The sequence below is a fragment of the Limimaricola variabilis genome, assembly GCF_034371605.1.
Taxonomy (GTDB): domain Bacteria; phylum Pseudomonadota; class Alphaproteobacteria; order Rhodobacterales; family Rhodobacteraceae; genus Limimaricola; species Limimaricola variabilis.
Window position 1 is genome coordinate 77,026 of record NZ_CP139695.1, and the last position, 17,275, is coordinate 94,300.

General features: G+C 63.4%; 14 protein-coding genes and 1 riboswitch. Of the genes, 1 reads left to right on the top strand and 13 read right to left on the bottom strand.

The window, feature by feature from the left end; genetic code table 11:
- Positions 1 to 533: 533 nt before the first annotated feature.
- The 12 genes from T8T21_RS19770 to T8T21_RS19825 form a co-directional block, all read right to left on the bottom strand.
- Entirely contained in the window at positions 534 to 2,222 is a 1,689-nt protein-coding gene (locus T8T21_RS19770) for a TniQ family protein (RefSeq protein WP_407660155.1), read from the bottom strand.
- 115 nt (positions 2,223 to 2,337) lie between these two features.
- Positions 2,338 to 3,491, bottom strand: a protein-coding gene (locus T8T21_RS19775) for an IS3 family transposase (protein ID WP_322338182.1) whose coding sequence is annotated in 2 segments (ribosomal slippage) — positions 2,338 to 3,218 and positions 3,218 to 3,491 — 1,155 coding nt in all. Because the reading frame shifts where the segments join, the coding sequence is not laid out codon by codon here.
- A 142-nt stretch (positions 3,492 to 3,633) separates the two neighbouring features.
- The gene (locus T8T21_RS19780) at positions 3,634 to 4,635 is read right to left on the bottom strand and encodes a FecCD family ABC transporter permease (protein ID WP_322338284.1); all 1,002 of its coding nucleotides are present in this window, start codon (positions 4,633 to 4,635) and stop codon (positions 3,634 to 3,636) included.
- Positions 4,636 to 4,685: 50 nt separating this feature from the next.
- A complete protein-coding gene (locus T8T21_RS19785; RefSeq protein WP_322338183.1) occupies positions 4,686 to 5,633 on the bottom strand; it encodes an ABC transporter substrate-binding protein in 948 nt (315 codons plus the stop codon).
- A gap of 3 nt (positions 5,634 to 5,636) precedes the next feature.
- On the bottom strand, positions 5,637 to 6,431 hold the full coding sequence (locus T8T21_RS19790; RefSeq protein ID WP_322338184.1) for an ABC transporter ATP-binding protein: 795 nt from the start codon (positions 6,429 to 6,431) through the stop codon (positions 5,637 to 5,639).
- Positions 6,428 to 6,706 (bottom strand): hypothetical protein, encoded by a 279-nt coding sequence (locus T8T21_RS19795; RefSeq protein WP_322338185.1) that lies wholly within the window; start codon positions 6,704 to 6,706, stop codon positions 6,428 to 6,430. Before T8T21_RS19795 ends, T8T21_RS19790 begins: the two co-directional genes overlap by 4 nt.
- 109 nt (positions 6,707 to 6,815) lie before the next feature.
- Positions 6,816 to 7,034, bottom strand: a riboswitch (cobalamin riboswitch).
- Between the two features lie 200 nt (positions 7,035 to 7,234).
- Positions 7,235 to 8,428, bottom strand: coding sequence for a hypothetical protein (locus tag T8T21_RS19800; protein WP_322338186.1), 1,194 nt, complete (start codon positions 8,426 to 8,428; stop codon positions 7,235 to 7,237).
- Positions 8,425 to 9,027, bottom strand: coding sequence for an NADH dehydrogenase ubiquinone Fe-S protein 4 (locus T8T21_RS19805; protein ID WP_322338187.1), 603 nt, complete (start codon positions 9,025 to 9,027; stop codon positions 8,425 to 8,427). The genes T8T21_RS19800 and T8T21_RS19805 overlap by 4 nt, the downstream gene beginning before the upstream one ends.
- 18 nt (positions 9,028 to 9,045) lie before the next feature.
- Complete coding sequence (locus T8T21_RS19810) at positions 9,046 to 9,657, bottom strand: HdeD family acid-resistance protein (protein ID WP_322338188.1); 612 nt, start codon at positions 9,655 to 9,657, stop codon at positions 9,046 to 9,048.
- 54 nt (positions 9,658 to 9,711) lie between these two features.
- A complete protein-coding gene (locus T8T21_RS19815; RefSeq protein ID WP_322338189.1) occupies positions 9,712 to 12,537 on the bottom strand; it encodes an ATP-dependent Clp protease ATP-binding subunit in 2,826 nt (941 codons plus the stop codon).
- Positions 12,538 to 12,600: 63 nt separating this feature from the next.
- The gene (gene ftsH, locus T8T21_RS19820) at positions 12,601 to 14,436 is read right to left on the bottom strand and encodes an ATP-dependent zinc metalloprotease FtsH (protein WP_322338190.1); all 1,836 of its coding nucleotides are present in this window, start codon (positions 14,434 to 14,436) and stop codon (positions 12,601 to 12,603) included.
- Between the two features lie 25 nt (positions 14,437 to 14,461).
- The gene (locus tag T8T21_RS19825) at positions 14,462 to 14,908 is read right to left on the bottom strand and encodes a MarR family winged helix-turn-helix transcriptional regulator (RefSeq protein ID WP_322338191.1); all 447 of its coding nucleotides are present in this window, start codon (positions 14,906 to 14,908) and stop codon (positions 14,462 to 14,464) included.
- Positions 14,909 to 15,113: 205 nt separating this feature from the next.
- On the opposite strand from T8T21_RS19825, the gene T8T21_RS19830 reads away from it, so the two are divergent.
- Positions 15,114 to 16,004 carry a zinc metalloprotease HtpX gene (locus tag T8T21_RS19830; RefSeq protein ID WP_322338192.1) on the top strand — a complete coding sequence of 297 codons (891 nt, stop codon included), beginning with the start codon at positions 15,114 to 15,116 and terminating at the stop codon, positions 16,002 to 16,004.
- Between the two features lie 346 nt (positions 16,005 to 16,350).
- Here T8T21_RS19830 and T8T21_RS19835 read toward each other — a convergent pair whose 3' ends face one another.
- Entirely contained in the window at positions 16,351 to 17,268 is a 918-nt protein-coding gene (locus T8T21_RS19835) for a DnaJ C-terminal domain-containing protein (RefSeq protein WP_322338193.1), read from the bottom strand.
- Positions 17,269 to 17,275 lie beyond the last annotated feature (7 nt).

Consider the following 17,275-nt stretch of genomic DNA (forward strand, 5'->3'; position numbering starts at 1 on the left):
CCCCTACCGCCTCGGCCGCGGCCCCGCGTCTATTGCAGGCGTCTTCAAACGACCGTATTCCGTAGCCCGATCAAATTGGAGTGGGGCGTGCTATAGCGCTCAAGCCTACGACAGCGACGCCGCGGCCCTGTAGACGCAATAGGCAGACGTCCATGGCTTTAGATGCCTTGTGCCACCGGCTGACACGTGAAAACGAAACATTCTTGTTCAACCTGAAGGCATAGGGCTGAACGCAGCAGCAGTCTTGTTGCTCTACGTGGCAGCTGTGTGGCTCTTGCAGGCAATGAAGCGACCACCAAAATTTGGCCATCAGCCACCTCTAAGTCATTGATTGCTGGTGGGGCCAAGTGGGCAAAATCCGCCGATTTGTCCTTTTGACCACCAATTCGTGACCATCGAAGGCAACGTCGAAAATTCCAGATGCTTGCACTACTTTCTAAAAACATAGGCCACGGTTTCGATCACTGCAAACGAGAAAGGCCGCCCATCGGGCGGCCCATCAAATCGTCTTTTTTGTGACGCGCGATTAAGCATCAAGGCAGTTCGAACGTCGGGATATCCTGTGCCCGATACATATCAAGGCCGATATCAACCTGACCGAGGACTGGTCGCACCCCCCGCATTTTGAGCCGCTTCACCACGTCTTTTTTCTCGATGCCGTTCGCATTGGCGACACGGATCTCGGTCGTATATTCGGACGCGAAGGCCGCGACATGGTCCTCGCTAAATCGGTAGAAACGGTGCTGTCCGTTTTGGCCATTGATCACGATGGGCTGAAGTCGGGGGCTTTCCTCTCGATGCACCAAATCCCATCCCGTGGACTTCGGAAGTTTCAGACGCGCGAAAGCATCTGAAGCAGAGATTCCGGGCAAATGCTCCGCCTTCGCCGTTCGAACTTCGGCCGGATCGACGAGGATAGCGGCATAGCCTTCCTCACCCTGAAGTCGCATGACGTGCTGAAGGAAGCCACCGAGCACGAGATGCACGATTTCTATGCACGTCAATTTTGCCTTCTCAGAAGCTTTCGAAATCGGGACCATCTGTTCCGGTGCCTTGTCCATGGGCCGTGCGGAACTGCGCAGGGCAGTCAGGAACCTGTCGATATCTTGGTTGGCGATGGCCTTCCGGGTTCGCCCGGGGGCTTGGAACCGGCCATCCGCGATCGGATCGAGCATACCCTCGTCGACGAGTTGTCCGGCCTGTGGGCGGCTGCAATTCAACGCCGTTGGTAGCGATTTCATCTTTGTCGAGCGCTGGATTGAAGACGCGACACGCCGTCCGGCAGCGGCATCAAATACGCAATAGGGGGCGCCATTCTTTGCGGCCGGGACGAGCCCGTGGGCAGCAAGGACGTTTCGCAGCGTCCGCGGATTGAGGCCTGTCTCCGCTTTGAGCGACTCCACGCTGTGAAGCCGACGCTCCTTCAGCGTTTCGCCCAGGATCGTCGTGCCAGCAGCGATCTCCATTTCCGCGAAGATATGCTCCCGCATGATGCGCCGGATGTCGCCCGGATCTTTTGTATTCTTTGGCGACGCCAGCCACCTGTAGGGCGCTCCAAGGACATTCCCACGATCAGGTTTACCCCCTTGTTGGAGAAAGTCGGCCTGAACGTTGCGGAGCGCTTCCCGTATGCCCTCTTCTCCTTTTGCAGTGACTTCGTATCCGGCGCGGCCAGCCGCGTCCCATTGGCTCTCGACGAGATCACCGGACGTTGCTTTTGGTCCGAATTCGAGAAGCACTCCGAGTTTCTCGGTGGTGCGAACAGCTTGTTCGAGCGTCTGACTGTCGAGCCACGACGGACCCGGCGCTCCTTCAAGGCGCGCGACGACATAATTTTGCAATGGCGACGGAGATCTCAGCGCAGCCCCGTCTACCAGCTCATCCAGGGCATCGGCGCGCTCCGGCACCCGCAGGGCCAGCTGGTGAAACGAGTCGTCCCACGCAACCTTCTTTCGACGAACAAGCTCAAGGCCATGCACCGGACAGGTTCGAAAAGGTCGAAGCGTCCAGAGAAGTCGGCCTTTTCGGACCAGGGCAGGATCGCCGCCGAGTTTATCATCCTCGCGCAGACATGCCGGACAGAAGACTGTGTAAGGGCTGGCGAAGAATTCTGCGCTGAGTAGGTTCCCGCGGAGATCGAACCAACGGTTTCCAAGGCTTTGAGCCGAGTTGCGCCGAAGATCAGCCACGTCGACGCCCGCAACGGTGGCCAGACGTTCCAAGGCATGATCCTTGCAGCCCAACAACTTACCACCCTTTATTTCGATGTCGCGAAGAAAAGGGCCGAGCGAGGTGCCTTGAGGTGCTCCCCGATCCTTGGACAGGATCTGGCGCCTTCTAAGCTACTCTTAGCTCCTGCTGATCGGGTTGTATGGTGGGGTTTCTCTGCCAGTAGACCACTGCTGGCGGCTGGCCGCCATGGGCGGAATGCGGGCGCTTTCGATTGTAGAAATCGATCCAGTTCCTGAGCCCCGCCCGCGCCTCCGAGCCGGTCTCCCAGGCGTGCAGGTAGACGCACTCGTATTTCAGGGTGCGCCAAAGCCGCTCGATGAAGATGTTGTCGAGGTAGCGTCCCTTTCCGTCCATTGAGATGCGGACGCCGGCGCGTCTGAGCACGTCGGTCCAGGCGAAGGACGTGAACTGGCTGCCCTGATCGGTATTCATGATCTCGGGTAAGCCGAACCGCTGGATCGCTTCGGTCAGCGCCTCGACGCAGAACTCGGCCTCCATCGTGTTGGACAGGCGCCAGGCTAGCACTTTCCGGGTGTGCCAATCCATGATCGCCACGAGATAAAGGAAGCCGCGCCGCATGGGGAGATAGGTGATGTCGGCGCACCAGACTTGGTTGGGCCGCTCCACGCGCACTCCCCTCAGCAGGTAGGGGTATCGCTTGTGCCCCTTGGCAGGCTTGCTGGTATTAGGCTTCTGGTAGATCGGCATGAGGCCCATGAGCCGCATCAGCCGCCGCACCCGCTTGTCGTTCACTGCGTGGTCCTCGTTGCGCAGATGCCGGGCCATCTGCCGCACGCCGTAGAACGGCGTTTCGAGAAATTGTTCGTCGATCAGCCGCATGAGGTCGAGGTTCAGCTCGGTCTCGCCGGCTGGCCGGTAGTAGAACGACGACCGCGAGAGCGACAGCAGCCGGCACTGCCGCCCCACGGACAGGGTCGGATGGTCTCGCTCGATCATGCCGCGCCTCACGTCCCGCCCCAAGGCTTGAGCTTTCTGGACAAAAAATCGTTGGCGACCGCCAGCTCACCAATCTTGGCATGCAGCTCCTTCACCTGCGACTCGTCGACTTCGGGCGTCTTCTTTCCGCCCCGCTCAAAGACCCCTGAAGCGCCCTCGAGCAGAGCCCGCTTCCACTGATGGATCAGCGTGGGATGCACCCCAAACCGGCTCGCCAGCTCGGCGGCCGTTTGTTCGCCCTTCAAAGCTTCCAACGCGACCTTGGCCTTGAAAGCAGGCGCGTGCTGCTTGCGTTTCGACATCTCTGATCTCCTCGTCGGTGAAGATCAGCAGACAGCAGATCGTAGCTTACGTCAGTGCCCTGAAATCGGGGAGCACCTCACTCTCGCTGGCGCCGAGGCTCTGGGTGGTTTGTCGGACGCTGGTTCTCCTCTCGCTGGGTGTCTACCGCCGAGCAAGGAGCCATACGAAAAAGAGCCCCCCGACAAGGCCCGTCACCACGCCGATCGGGAGGTCCTGCGGCGCCATCACCGTTCTGGCGAACAGGTCGCACCAGATCAGGAACACCGCGCCGAGCAGAGCCGAAAGCGGCAAGACGCGGGCCTGGCTGCCGCCCACGACCATACGGGCGACATGCGGGATCATCAGTCCGACGAAGCCGATCACCCCGGAGAACGCCACCATGACCCCGGTCAGCAGGGCGCCCGCGACAAACACCTCGAGCCGGAACCGCGACACCGCGATACCCAGGGTCGCGGCGGTCTCGTCCCCGATCGTCATGGCGTCGAGATCCTGCGCCCTGAGCCAAAGCCACGGGCCGCAGAGCGCGAGCACGAGGGCGGGGAAAGCCAGATGCGACCATTGCGCCAGACCAAGACCGCCCAGCATCCAGAACAGCGCGGTGTGCGAGGCGCGCGGATCGCCGAGGAAGATCATCGCGTTGGCCCCGGCCATCACGATGAAGGACACCGCCACTCCGGCGAGCACCAGCCGTTCTGCCGAGGCCGCGTCCGCGAGACGTGCCACGCCGAGCACCAACGCCATCGCACCGAGGGCGCCGGCGAAGGCGAAGATCGGCACGGTGGCAAGGCCGAGGATCATCCCGGTGTGCAGCAGCGCGGTGATCGCGCCGAAGGCCCCGCCGGAGGAGATGCCGAGCAAATGCGGGTCCGCCAGCGCGTTTCGCGTGACGGCCTGCAAGACCGCGCCCACCAGCGCCAGCCCCGCACCCACAAGCCCGGCAAGGATCGCCCGCGGCATTCTCAAGTCCCAGACGATGGCCTCGTGACCAGCCGGCCAAGTGACCTGGACCAGGCCCGGCATGAGTTGGTTCGCGATGACACCCCAGACCGTCCGGGCCCCAACGGACACCGCGCCGACACCCACGGCGAAAGTGAAGGAGAGCCCGAGCGCCAGAACCGCAAGCCCGAGCGCGGCCGGAAACATACGCGCCCGCCGGGCCGGAGCCCGGCCTGCGATCGACAGGGAGATATCCGTCATCCCCCCGCCTCGGCGAAGGCCCGGGCCAGCACGCCCACCGCCTCGATGTTGCGCGGGCCCGGCGTGGCAGCCACATAGTCGAGGGTGACGAAATTGTCCTCACGCACGGCGGTCATGCCCGCGAAGGCCGGGTTCGATATCAGGAATTCGCGCTTCTGGGCGGCGGTGACCTCGCCGTAATCGACGATCAGGATCATCTCCGGATCGCGCGCGATCACCTCCTCCCAACCGACCGTCGCCCAGCTCTTCTCGAAATCGTCCACGACGTTGACGCCGCCCGCCGCTTCGATGAGCGCGGTGGGCATGGCGTAGCGCCCGGCCGTGAACGGCGTGTCCTCGCCGCTGTCATAGACGAAGACGCGAAGCGGCCTGGCGCCGTTCCCGGCAGCGTCCTTCTGCCGGGCGAGATCCTCGCGCCAGTCGGCTACCAGCCCCTCGGCCCGCTCCGCGACGCCAAAAATCGTCCCGAGGTTGCGAATGTCGGTATAGAGATCCTCGAAGCTCGCCTTGGGCTTCTCCATCACATGCGCGCAGCTCTCGGCGAGTTCGTAGACCGCGATGTCGAAAGGCGCGAGCGTGTCGGGCGTCACTTCGCCGCCGACATTCATGCCGTAGTTCCAGCCGGCAAAGTAGAAGTCGGCATTTGCCCCCAGCAGCACCTCGCGGCCAGGATATTGCGGCGATAGTTCCGGCAGCGTCTCGACATCGGCGCGCAGCCGCTCGTCGAGGGTCTTCCATCCGGAGACACCGGTGTAGCCGACCATGTGATCGCGCAGTCCGAGCGCCAGCATCATCTCGGTCAGGTTGACATCATTCGACACCGCGCGCTCCGGCGCGGCTTCGAAGGTGATCTCCCGGTCGCAGCTCTGCACGGTCACGGGGAAGGCCTGAGCCGCGGCAGGGGCGGCCAGGAGAAAGGCGACAGGAAGGATTCGGAAAGTCATGGGTCAGTAGGTCCGTTCAGAGGCGGCGAGCGAGTAGGTGAAGCGGGTGCGCCCCGAGGGTTCGAGGCGTTCGCGGCGGGCGGTAACGGAAAAAGCGTGGGCCACGGTCGCCGCATCGAGTGCGACATCCGGCGTCCCATGCGCGATTATCTGACCGCGCGAGAGCACCAGCACCTCATCGCAAAGATCGAAAGCGAGGTTCAGGTCGTGCAGGCTGGTGACGATGGTGACATCGAGGCCACGCAGCATCTCCAGCACCTCAAGCTGGTGGCGGATATCGAGATGGTTGGTGGGCTCGTCGAGGATGAGCACCTGCGGCTCCTGCACCAGCGCGCGCGCTACCATCGCGCGCTGTTTTTCTCCGCCAGACAGCGTGCCGAGACGGCGCTCGGCCAGCCCAGCAAGGTCGAGCCGGTGCAGCGCCGCTTCGACGATTCCGGCCTCGCGTGTGCCGGGACCCGAAAGGCCGCGGCGATGCGGCACCCGTCCCAGTCCCGCGATCTCACGCACACTCAGCGCGAAATCCGTCGGTTGCTCTTGGAGCACAGCGGCGACCCGGCGCGCAGCGGCCCGAGGCGTCATGCGCCACAGATCTTCGCCACCGATATGAACCTTTCCGCCATGGGGCCGATGAAACCGGTAGAGCAGCCGCAGCAGCGTCGACTTGCCGGCGCCGTTGGCGCCGACGATGCCCAGCGTCCGACCGGCGGCCAGCTCGAAGCTCACGCCCTTGAGGATCGCCGGCCCATGACGCGGCCCCCAGCTCAGATCGCTGGCGGAGATGGACGCGGCGGTCATTGCCGAACCCGCAGAGCGGCGTGGGTCACGCGGGGCGGGAACACCACCTCGGGTTCAATCCGGAGCGACACGCGGCCGCGCCGTGCGCGCCAGACGACCCGCCGGCCGCAGCCGTCGAGCCGCGTCGTTCCGGTCAGCTCGAAGCCGGGACCGGCGGCCACGGCAGCGAGGTCGACGGCCCGCCCGAGTTGTCTCGACAGTCTATGGGCGCAGCAACAGCTTGCTCGCGAGGTCGCGCCCGCTTTGCAGGTGGTGTTCGATCTGGTCCGGTCCATGCAGCCCTCCGCGCATTCGCGGGGCTTGCGCACAGAGGGACCGGCGATTTCGGTGCGGCAGTTGCCGACGAGCCATCATGGCCTCCTGTCCGGGACACCCCGCCCGGGTTGAGTGACATCAGCGATGGCAGGTCTCCTGACTTGCGGGTCTACGCTTTTCCGAACCTTCCCGGGCTGTGGAACCCAGTGGTCTTCTCGGAAACGCTCGCCGCTCACAGTTGCGGGGGCAGTCACGGATTCGGCGCCTGTTGGCTACACCTCACCGTATTCCCTTTTCATCCCGCGTCGCCCTCAAGGGCCAACGGGAACCATCACCGCAAAGGGATGGCACGCTTTTCCCCTCGAAGGCAATGTCCAATCACGTGCCGGGGGCATCGAAGGCAGGTGATCTTGGAGGAGCGCGTATGCCTGCAATCGGGAGGGTCCGGGTTCTCGGCTTAGGCTGTCCTTGCCCAAGCCGCTAAGCCTCTGACCAAATTCGGAATGCGGTGGAGGAGCGATGTCTGTTTGCCACTGACTGACGGACTGTCAGCCTGCGAATGGCATGCCAAGAAAGGCGATGAGAACTCCAAGCACACCAAGTGCTGCGAAGCCTGTAGCGCCGGCGACGCGGCCAGAAATCCAGTAGCCGGCCGCCGCTACCGCGCTTTGCAGCGCGTAATATCCAGCGAAAGCCCGAGAGGCGATGGTGATGATCTCGAAAACATTCGCAGACCATGTCAGAACGAGACTGATGCCGGCCAGAAGAACGTAGCCGGTTCGCGGGGCGATCTTGCCGCCCGTGAGTTCGTGCAGAAGGCCGCCCGAGCCGGCCGTGTCGGCCACTGCCGCACTGAACTGGGCGGCCAATGCGGCACTTACCAGAAGTGCCGGAAGCACTGGCGCAACCAATTCCATGAGCGAGATGATGGCCGTCTCCCTTTGCGGGATCGTTCCCGCGGGGAAAAGAAAGCTCAGAAGAAGGATGTAGACCATATAGATGCCGGCGGAGACCCACTGCGCGCGGCTCATGGAGGCGATCCGGGTCTGTGGATCATAGTCCTCGCCAAGGTAGCGGGACGTTTCGAAGCCTTGGACCGTAACCAGTAGCCCGAAGATCAGCCACACCGCGTTCCAGCCAGTAGTTTGGATCGGGTTCAAGATTAAATCGCCCGCGGCGAAGCGATCACCGAAATGGATGCCGAGGCCGAGTAGGAGGCCGGCGATGATGGCGAGCTTGAGAGACACGGAAATCTTTTCCAGCCCCTCGAGCGCGGAAAAGCCCCGCGTCCAACCTATGAATGCGATGAAGAGCAACGCGGCAGTGGCAACTATCCGGGCCGTGGCCGGATCGTCATGCGCCGTAAGGCTGACGGAAAAAGCACCCAGCAGGTTCAGGTAGTAGGCGACTGAAACTGCGTAGGCCGTCGCCAGAACCCATGAGGCCGCGCGGTCCAGAACTCGTTCCGCCACGGAGCGCTCTCCGACCTCCGCAATCCGAGCGATATTACGGCGGATGGCCGCCCCGAACAGAATTGCCACTGTGCAAAGCGCCGCCATTGCGATCGGAGCCAGATACCCGAAGCTGGCATCGAGGATCGGACCGATCACGAGAAACCCGCTGCCGATTATCGAAGCGAGGGGTGTCACGGTAGCGCGCCACCCCTTCGAATCGCTAAGACGCGGATGGAAGAGGATGGCCGCGACCAGGCCAGTCGTGGCGATGATCGCGGCGTTGTTCATCCGCTGCCGGCGGGGTCGCGTTTGCCGGCAGCGATGGTCGTGCCGGTCCACGCGGGCGGGTCCGAGGCAGGGAAAGACTCGAGGCAGGCCTCGAGCACGGGGTCCTCAATATCGTTCTGCTCGCCAGCGTTGCTGTTCCAAGCCACCGATGCATCGCCGCCATCCGGAGCAGATGCAATCGTCGGGTGACGCTTGGTCTCGACACCGCGAGTGGCCGCTGTGTCATGACCTTTTTTGCCTGGAGCCTGTTCCCACCAATAGCGCTGTGGAGCGATGCCGGGGTCCATAGCAGGTGCCTCGAGGACGACATACTTCCAATCGTTCCGTTCGGCATGGGCGATGGCGCTGTCCCGATCCGGGAACGTCAGGCGGATCGGGCGGTAGGCGTCCGCACTTGCGGTCCAGCCCATCAGCGGCTCGATCTGCGGCGGCCTGCTCGGTTCGAACTCGAGCACCCAATGCCGGGGCCGCAGCCCGCGCTGCTTGACCGATCGGGCCGGTCGGTAGATGACCGCCATGGGGACATCGGCGGACCGAAGGTCGGTGCCGGGGATCTTCGGCCGGAATGGCGGGCGGTTGTGACGTTGTAGCCGAAACATTGCATTCTCTCCTTTCCCTTACGCGGTTGCACCCGCGTCTGCCTTGAGCCCGCGGCCGCGCAACTTCAGTCCCAGCAGGATCATCACGACGCCGAAGATTGCGGCATAGACGCCGAGGAGCCAGCCGAGGGCCAGAAGGCTTTCCGTCGGGCGGATGGTCAGAAACCACACGACCACGACACCCAGCAGCACCGAGAGGGCTCCGCTGAGACCCAGCCAGATCTCGCCTTCAATCTCCCTGCGCAGCCGGATCGCCGTCGTGATCTCGAGTATGCCCGAGAACACCGACCAGAAGGCGATGCTGGCCCAGAGGAAGACGGCGAGCACCAACGTCGCGACAAAGGGCGTCACCAGCACCACGAGGCCGGTCAGGATGCCCAGGACGCCGCTGACCGCAAGCCATCCCCAGCGTTCACCTTTGCGGATATTCCGCACCGCCGAGATCAGGCCGAAAACGCCATCTGCGAAGGCGAAGGCGCCGAAGACGAGGGTCAGGGTAAAGACCGCCTCGGCCGGCATCAGCCAGGCCAAAACGGCGATGATGAGCGCAACCATGCCTCGCAGAACGAAGGCCCACCAGTTGCGCGACAGAGTGCAGACCGTGTCTGCATCGAAAACCTTGTCGGTCATGGCGTTCTCCTCCTTTCGGTCCCGGCGGCACCCGGGCCGCCGGGAGTTTTCCCATCACTTTGTGGGCGCCTCCTCGGGCGCGCCGCCACTTGCACTTGATGCGTCAGTCTCTGCCGCATCATCTTTCGCGTCGGTGTCTTGAGTATCCGCCTCGGGTTCCTGACGCTCCAGTTTGTCGAAGACGATCTTCTGTTCGTCGCTCGACCAGGAGACGCGGACACGGTCGCCATCCTCGATCCGGCCGCCCAGCAGTTCGCGGGCCAGTTCCGTCTCGAGTTCCGACCGGATGAGACGGCGCAATTCGCGGGCGCCGAATTCGGGCCGGAAGCCCACGGCGGCGAAGTGATCGACGACGCTTTCGTCGTGCTCCACCTCCACGCCCTGCGTGAGCGCCGTGCGGGCGACGCGCTTGAGTTGCAGCTCGACGATCTGCCGGATCTCCGACTGGTTCAGCGAGTGGAACACGATGATCTCGTCGATCCGGTTGATGAATTCCGGCCGGAAGTGGTGCCGGAGCACCTCCATCAGCTCGGCTTTCTGCTTGGTCTCGTCGAATTCCTTCGTGCCCCGCTTCTTCAGGTTCTTCTGAATGATGTCGGAGCCGAGGTTCGAGGTCGCGATAATGATAGTGTTGGTGAAGTCCACCACACGGCCCTTGCCGTCGGTCAGGCGGCCATCATCGAAAACCTGAAGCAGGATGTTGTAGACGTCCGGATGCGCCTTCTCGATCTCGTCGAGCAGGATCACCGAATAGGGCCGGCGCCGCACGCGCTCGGTCAACTGGCCGCCCTCGTCGTAGCCGACATAGCCCGGCGGGGCGCCCACCAGCCGCGCAACGGCGTGCCGCTCGCCGTATTCGGACATGTCGATGCGGATCATCGCGTCCTCGTCGCCATAGATCGTCTCGGCCAACGCCTTGGCAAGCTCGGTCTTGCCGACGCCGGTGGGGCCGAGGAACAGGAAGGTCGCGGTGGGTGCGGAGCCCTCCCGCAGCCCAGCACGGGCGAGCCGCACGGCATCGGAGACCGCGCTGATCGCCTCGTCCTGTCCGATGACGCGCTCGTGCAGCCGGTCCTCGAGTTTCAGCAGTTTCTCGCGCTCCTCGGTGGTCAGCTCGTTCACCGGAACGCCGGTGATCTTGCTGACGATCTGCGCCACGTGATCGCTCCGGACCTCGGCGGTGGCCGAAGCGCGGTCGCGTTTCCACGTCTCCAGGAGTTCGTCGAGCTCGGCCTGCTTTTCCTCGAGCTCGCGTTTCAGCTCACCCGCGCGGTCGAACTGCTTGCGCGCAGCGGCATAGTCCTGCTCACGCTTGATCTGCTCGACCTCGGCCGACAGCTCCTGCACATCGACGGGCCGGGCCGTGGCGGAGATCTTCACCCGCGCTGCGGCCTGGTCGATCAGGTCGATGGCCTTGTCGGGCATGAAGCGGCCGGTGATGTAGCGGTCCGCAAGCTCCGCCGCGGCGATGATCGCCTCGTCGGTGATGGTCACCTTGTGGTGCGACTCGAGCGTGTCGCGCAGCCCGCGCAGGATCATGATGGTCTGCGCAACCGTCGGCTCATCGACATAGACCGGCTGGAAGCGGCGTTCGAGCGCGGCGTCTTTCTCGATATGCTTTTGGTATTCGTTCAGGGTCGTCGCCCCGATCAGGTTCAGCTCGCCTCGCGCCAGCGCCGGCTTGAAGGTGTTGGCGATGTCGAGCCCGCCTTCGCCCCCGCCCTGTCCGGCCCCGACGATGGTGTGAAGCTCGTCGATGAACAGGATCAGGCTGTCTTTCTCCTCGGTGATCTCCTTGAGGATCTTCTGGACACGCTCCTCGAACTCGCCGCGATATTTCGATCCGGCGACCATCGAGTTGATGTTCAGTTCCACCAGCCGCTTGTCGCGCAGCGCCTCGGGGACCTCGCCGGCGACGATGCGCTGCGCCAGACCCTCGATGATCGCGGTCTTGCCGACGCCCGGTTCACCGATCAGCACGGGGTTGTTCTTCTTGCGCCGAGCCAGAACCTCGATCGTGGTCTCGATCTCGCGGGCCCGACCAATGACCGGATCGAGCTTGCCCTCGCGGGCGAGCTTGGTCAGGTCGCGGCTGAATTCGTCCAGGTCGGGGGTGTTGGATGGTGTCTCCACGCGGCCTTCTTCGGCACCCTTGCCGACCACCTTGGTGACCTGCTGGCGCAGCGCCTGCGGCGTGAGGCCCAGCCGGCGCAGGATGTCGGCGGCCAGACCCTCGCCTTCCTCGGCCAGACCGATCAGCAGGTGTTCGGGTCCGACATAGGAGTGACCGAGCTCGTTCGAGGCGACGAAGGCACGGTTCAGTGCGTCCTTGACGCGGGGGCTGACGCCGATCTCGCGCTCGGGATCGCTCGAGTCGCCCTTCTTCGCCTCCTTCTCGATCTGCCGACGCAGATCGTCCCCGTCGATCTTGACCTGGTTCAGGAGCGTCCGCACCACCTCCGACCCGGTCAGCGCGAGCAGAAGATGCTCGGTATCGACTTCGTTCCGCCCGAATTCGTGGGCCTTCTGGGCGGCGTCCTGGAGAAGCTTGTTGGCCTGTCCGCTCAGGCGATCGGCAAGATTGATGCCGCCACCGGAGCCACGGCGGCCGGCGGGGCGGATCGGGATGGTTTCCCCGCTCGTTTCTCCGGGGCCGCCAAGCAGGCCATTACCAAACCCGCGGTCCCCGAAAAACTCGTCGAAGAGGGAGCGTCCGCCGAAGAGGGATTCCAGCGGCGAGGCGGTGCGCCCCTGCCGTCTGGCAAGCTTGCGGTAATCTTCGTCGCACAGCTCCATTGTCCGGCGCTCGCCATTCGACACGACTTGAGCGCGGAACACCGCCGGGCGGGTTTTGCAAACATCACAGATGCCATGAGCCATTGGCTTTCCTCCTTTGTTCATCCTTCATGTTGCCGTCGAGCGGCGCGGTTTCCTTGTTCTGGATCAAGCTGCCTTAGGCGCCTTGGGCGATTTCACTTGTTTCGCGATGGCCTGAAGGCCGGGTTCATCCAGGGTTTCTCGATCGAGCAAGCTCTTCGATGTGCTTTCCAGCAGCGTGCGGTTGGTCTCGAGCAAGCTGACCGTTTCGTCGAAGATGCGCTCGATCACTTCCTTGACCGCCGCGTCCATTCGCTCGGCCGTCGCCTCGCTGTAGCGCCGGTTGAGCCAGGACGACTGATCCCCGGTGCCGAGGAAGCCGGGACGGTCGGTGTCATAGCTGACATGGCCGAGGTCCGGGTCCATGCCGTAGCGTGCCACCATGGCGCGGGCGATGTCGGTCGCCTTCACCAGATCATCCGCAGCGCCCGTGGACAGGTGATCGTAGATGATCTTCTCGGCAGCGCGCCCGCCAAGAAGCACCGCGATCTTGTTCTCGAGCTCCTCGCGGGTCATCAGGAACCGGTCTTCGGTCGGCCGCTGGATGGTGTAGCCAAGCGCCCCGATGCCGCGCGGGATGATCGAGACCTTGTGCACCGGATCGACCCCGGGCAGGGCCATGGCGACCAGAGCGTGCCCCATTTCGTGATGCGCGACGATCTCGCGCTCGCGCGGGTTCAGCACCCGGTTCTTCTTTTCCAGCCCGGCGATGATCCGCTCCACCGCATTGTTGAAGTCGTCCATCGACACCGCGTTGGCCTTGCGCCGAGTGGCCAGAAGGGCCGCCTCGTTCACCAGGTTGGCAAGGTCGGCACCCGAAAACCCCGGTGTCAGCGCCGCGACCTTCTCGGCATCGACATCCCCGCCCAACGTCACCTTTTTCATGTGCACGTTCAGGATCGCGACGCGGCCCTTCTTGTCCGGCTTGTCGACCAGCACCTGGCGGTCGAAGCGGCCGGCGCGCAGCAGGGCAGGATCGAGGATCTCGGGCCGGTTGGTTGCGGCCAGAAGCACGATGCCGGTCGAGGGATCGAAACCGTCAAGCTCGGTCAGAAGCTGGTTCAAGGTCTGTTCGCGCTCGTCGTTGCCGCCGATGTGCTGGCCGGCGTTGCGGGCCCGGCCGAGCGCATCCAGCTCATCGATGAAGATGATCGCCGGAGCGCTCTTGCGGGCCTGCTCGAACAGGTCGCGCACCCGCGCGGCACCGACCCCCACGAACATCTCGACAAATTCCGAACCCGAGATCGACAGGAAGGTCACGCCAGCCTGCCCGGCCACAGCGCGGGCCAGCAGCGTCTTGCCCGTCCCCGGCGGCCCTACCAGCAGGATACCCTTGGGCACCCGGGCCCCGAGCTTGCCGTATTCTTCGGGATTGCGCAGAAACTCGACGATTTCCTCGAGCTCCTGCTTGGCCTCGTCGACCCCGGCCACGTCTTCGAAGGTGACGCCGGTCTCCTTTTCCATATAGACCTTGGCGCGGCTCTTGCCGACTTGCATGAAGCCACCGAAACCCTGCTTTTCGGCGAACTTGCGAAAGAACAGCATCCAGAGCGCAAAGAAGACAAAGGCGGGAACGACCCAGGAAAGTATTGCGCCGAGCCAAGTGTTTTCCGGCACACCGGTGATTTCGACATCGGCCGCGTCGATCCGTTCGAGAAGAGCGGGGTCGACGATGTTTGTGACAAACTGGTTGCGGCCGTCCACGGGCGCGTCGAAGACACCGCTGATGTGGTCCTTGCCGACGGCAACCGACTGAACCCGGCCCTCCTCGAGATAGGTCTCGAACTGGCTGTAGCTGATCTGGGCGATATCGCGGGTGCCCGCGATGATGTTCTGGATAAAGATCACGGCCATGAAGGCCAGAACCCAATACCAGATGTTGAACTCGGTTTTCTTCTCCATCGCTTCACCCTCCCTCCGATAACGATCAGGCTGCTTGCGAACGGCTTTCTGTCAGTCGCGTCTTGATCTTCTGAAGAGAGCGCTGAAGCTGCCGGCGCTCTGCTTCGCCAAGGTCTTGAAGAACCTCCTCCCGCAGTGCCTCCCCGACCGACTTCAGCCGTTCGAGCAGATCGCGGGCACCTGGCGTGACGGCCAACAGGTTCGCACGGCGGTCTTCGGGATCATCATGGCGTTCGACCAGACCGCGTTCCTGGAGGCGGTCCACCAACTTGCCGGTCGCTGCCGTGCCCAGTTCCAGTCTCGCAGCAAGATCAGACTGTGTCAGCATCTCGTTCTGCTCGATGATGCCGATGGCCATCCAGCTCACCCGCGTCAGGTCATACGGCCGGAGTGCTTCGTCGATGCGAAGCCGCAACAAGTGCGCAGCGTCATGGAGGAGTGAGCCGACCACATCATCCTTCTTTCGGATCATCTGCTAACAGCCATTCTCTTTACATAAATAATGCATGCATATCATATGCGTGCGTGAGATGGGGGCTTGCGCGTCGCTGTCAAGGCCAAGGGGTGAAAAATCTTTCGGCCGAACGAGAGGAAGTAATGAATTCAGCCAAGCAATGGCCGATACTCGGGCCATGTCGCCTTCCGTGCTCCATCAAACCCGTAACTTGGTGCAATCCATGCTGCTGATTGGCGGCATGGGACTGATAGCTTGGGCGGTCGTAGCAACGATTGCGGGTCCGGGGCTGACGCTTCTAACCGTCGGGAGTTCGGTGATCGGCCTGCTCCTTGCACCATCCCTTCCAAAGACCGTGCTCCTCTCGGCCTATCGCGCCAGACGCCTGACGGGCCGGACCTTCCCCGAAGGTGTCGGAATGATCGCCGAGCTCGCCCGCCGTGCCGATCTCCCGAGGGTGCCCGCGCTCTACTATATTCCGAGCGAGTTGCCGAACGCCTTCGCCATGGGTGATCCCCGAGACAGCGCCATATGTATCACCGACGGTCTACTGCGGCTATTGGATGCCCGGGAGCTGGCCGGTGTCCTGGCGCACGAAGTTGCCCATGTTGCAAACCGTGACCTGTGGATCATGAGCGTGGCTGACGTCATGTCCCGCGTCGTCTCGCTGGCCTCCTGGGTCGGGCAATTGATCCTGATCCTGAACCTTCCGCTCCTGCTGAGCGGCGCTGCCTACGTCCCTTGGCATATCCCTTTGATGCTCGTGTTCTCGCCAACCCTTATGGCACTCTTGCAACTCGCCCTGTCCCGGACCCGGGAATTCGACGCTGACCGCGGGGCGGTCGACCTGACCGGTGATCCGGACGGGCTGGCCTCGGCACTATCGAAGCTGGAGCGGCGGGTCGGCCGGTTCTGGGAGGACATGTTCCTGCCGGGCAGGCGCATCCCCGAGCCGTCCCTCTTGCGCACCCACCCCCCGACGGAAGAACGCATACGGCGCCTACGGGACCTGCAAGAGCGTCCACCGGTGCCTTGGGGCTCCGAGCCGACACGGTTGCCATCAAGCGTCCGAACCGGGCCGCCCCGGTTTGGTCCCTGGGGGGTTTATCGCTGAATATTCGGGTGTTCAGTTTAATGCGCTCGATTGCTTGGAGGATGCGCAAACGGCCGTCGGGCAGACTGGCGAGATGGCGAGATGGCGAGATGGCGAACGCTGCGCGCTGTCAAAACGAAACCTTCGGTCAAGCTGCGCTTTCAATGTTCTGTAGATGAGGGGGAAAGCAGACGTTTGCCGACGCGTTGGCGAATGGCTGGTTCGGGCCGTAAGACAGATAGCTGAGGTTTCTCCCGGTCCCTGAAGCGGATCTGACACTTTCAGCTGGTCTCGGCTTCTGCTGATGAGTTTGCATCATGCAGTTCAGCAAAGCGCTGATGATCCGAGCCACCCAAGGTTGCGAATTTCAAAGCCTTCCGGTCTCATTTCGAAGATCGTGCGGGACGTGCTCTCTCCACCGTTCTGCCAAGGACTTCATCTTGGCATCGATCTGCTTCGGCAACCGGATCGACAGCCGGACATAATGGTCACCCGCCGGCCGCTTTGCGCGGTGGATGCCCTTGCCCTTGAGCCGCACGCGTTGACCCGACGAGGCGCCTTCCGGCAGCTTCATCGAGACCGGTCCCCAGATCGTCGGGACCTCTACCCGGGTGCCGAGCACCGCCTCGTCGAAGGTGATGGGCAGTTCGATCTCGATATCGTCGCCATCGCGGAAGAACTGCGGGTGCGACCGGACACGCGCCTCCACATAGGCATCGCCTGCCGGGCCACCATGCAGGCCCGGCGCGCCCTTGCCCTTCAGGCGCAAGACCTGTCCGTCACGCAGGCCGGCCGGTATCCGCAGGTCGATCGCGCGCCCGTCCGGAAGGGTGACCTCCCGGGTCGTGCCACGGGCGGCATCGAGGAAATCGACCTCGATGCTGTAGCGCAGATCCGCGCCCGGCGCGCCAAAGTGGGTCGAGCGACGACCGCGTGCGCCGAACAGATCCGCGAAGATGTCGGAGACGTCCTCGAAAGCGCCGAAAGGCGCGTCGTTCTGGCCAGACGCACCCGCCGTGGCCCCGGCATAGCTCCAGCGGGGGTGGGGGCGCGGCTGTTCCTGTCCGTTGGCGTCGATCTCGCCCGCGTCGAAGCGGCGGCGTTTTTCCGGGTCACCGAGGATGTCATAGGCCGCGCCGACGCGCTGGAACTCGTCCTGCGTGGTTGCGTCGCTGCGCGACAGGTCCGGATGCAGTTTCTTTGCGAGCCGGCGATAGGCCTTCTTGATCTCGGCCTGCGAGGCGTCACGTTTGACGCCGAGAGTTTCATAGGGATCGTGTGTCATGCCTCAG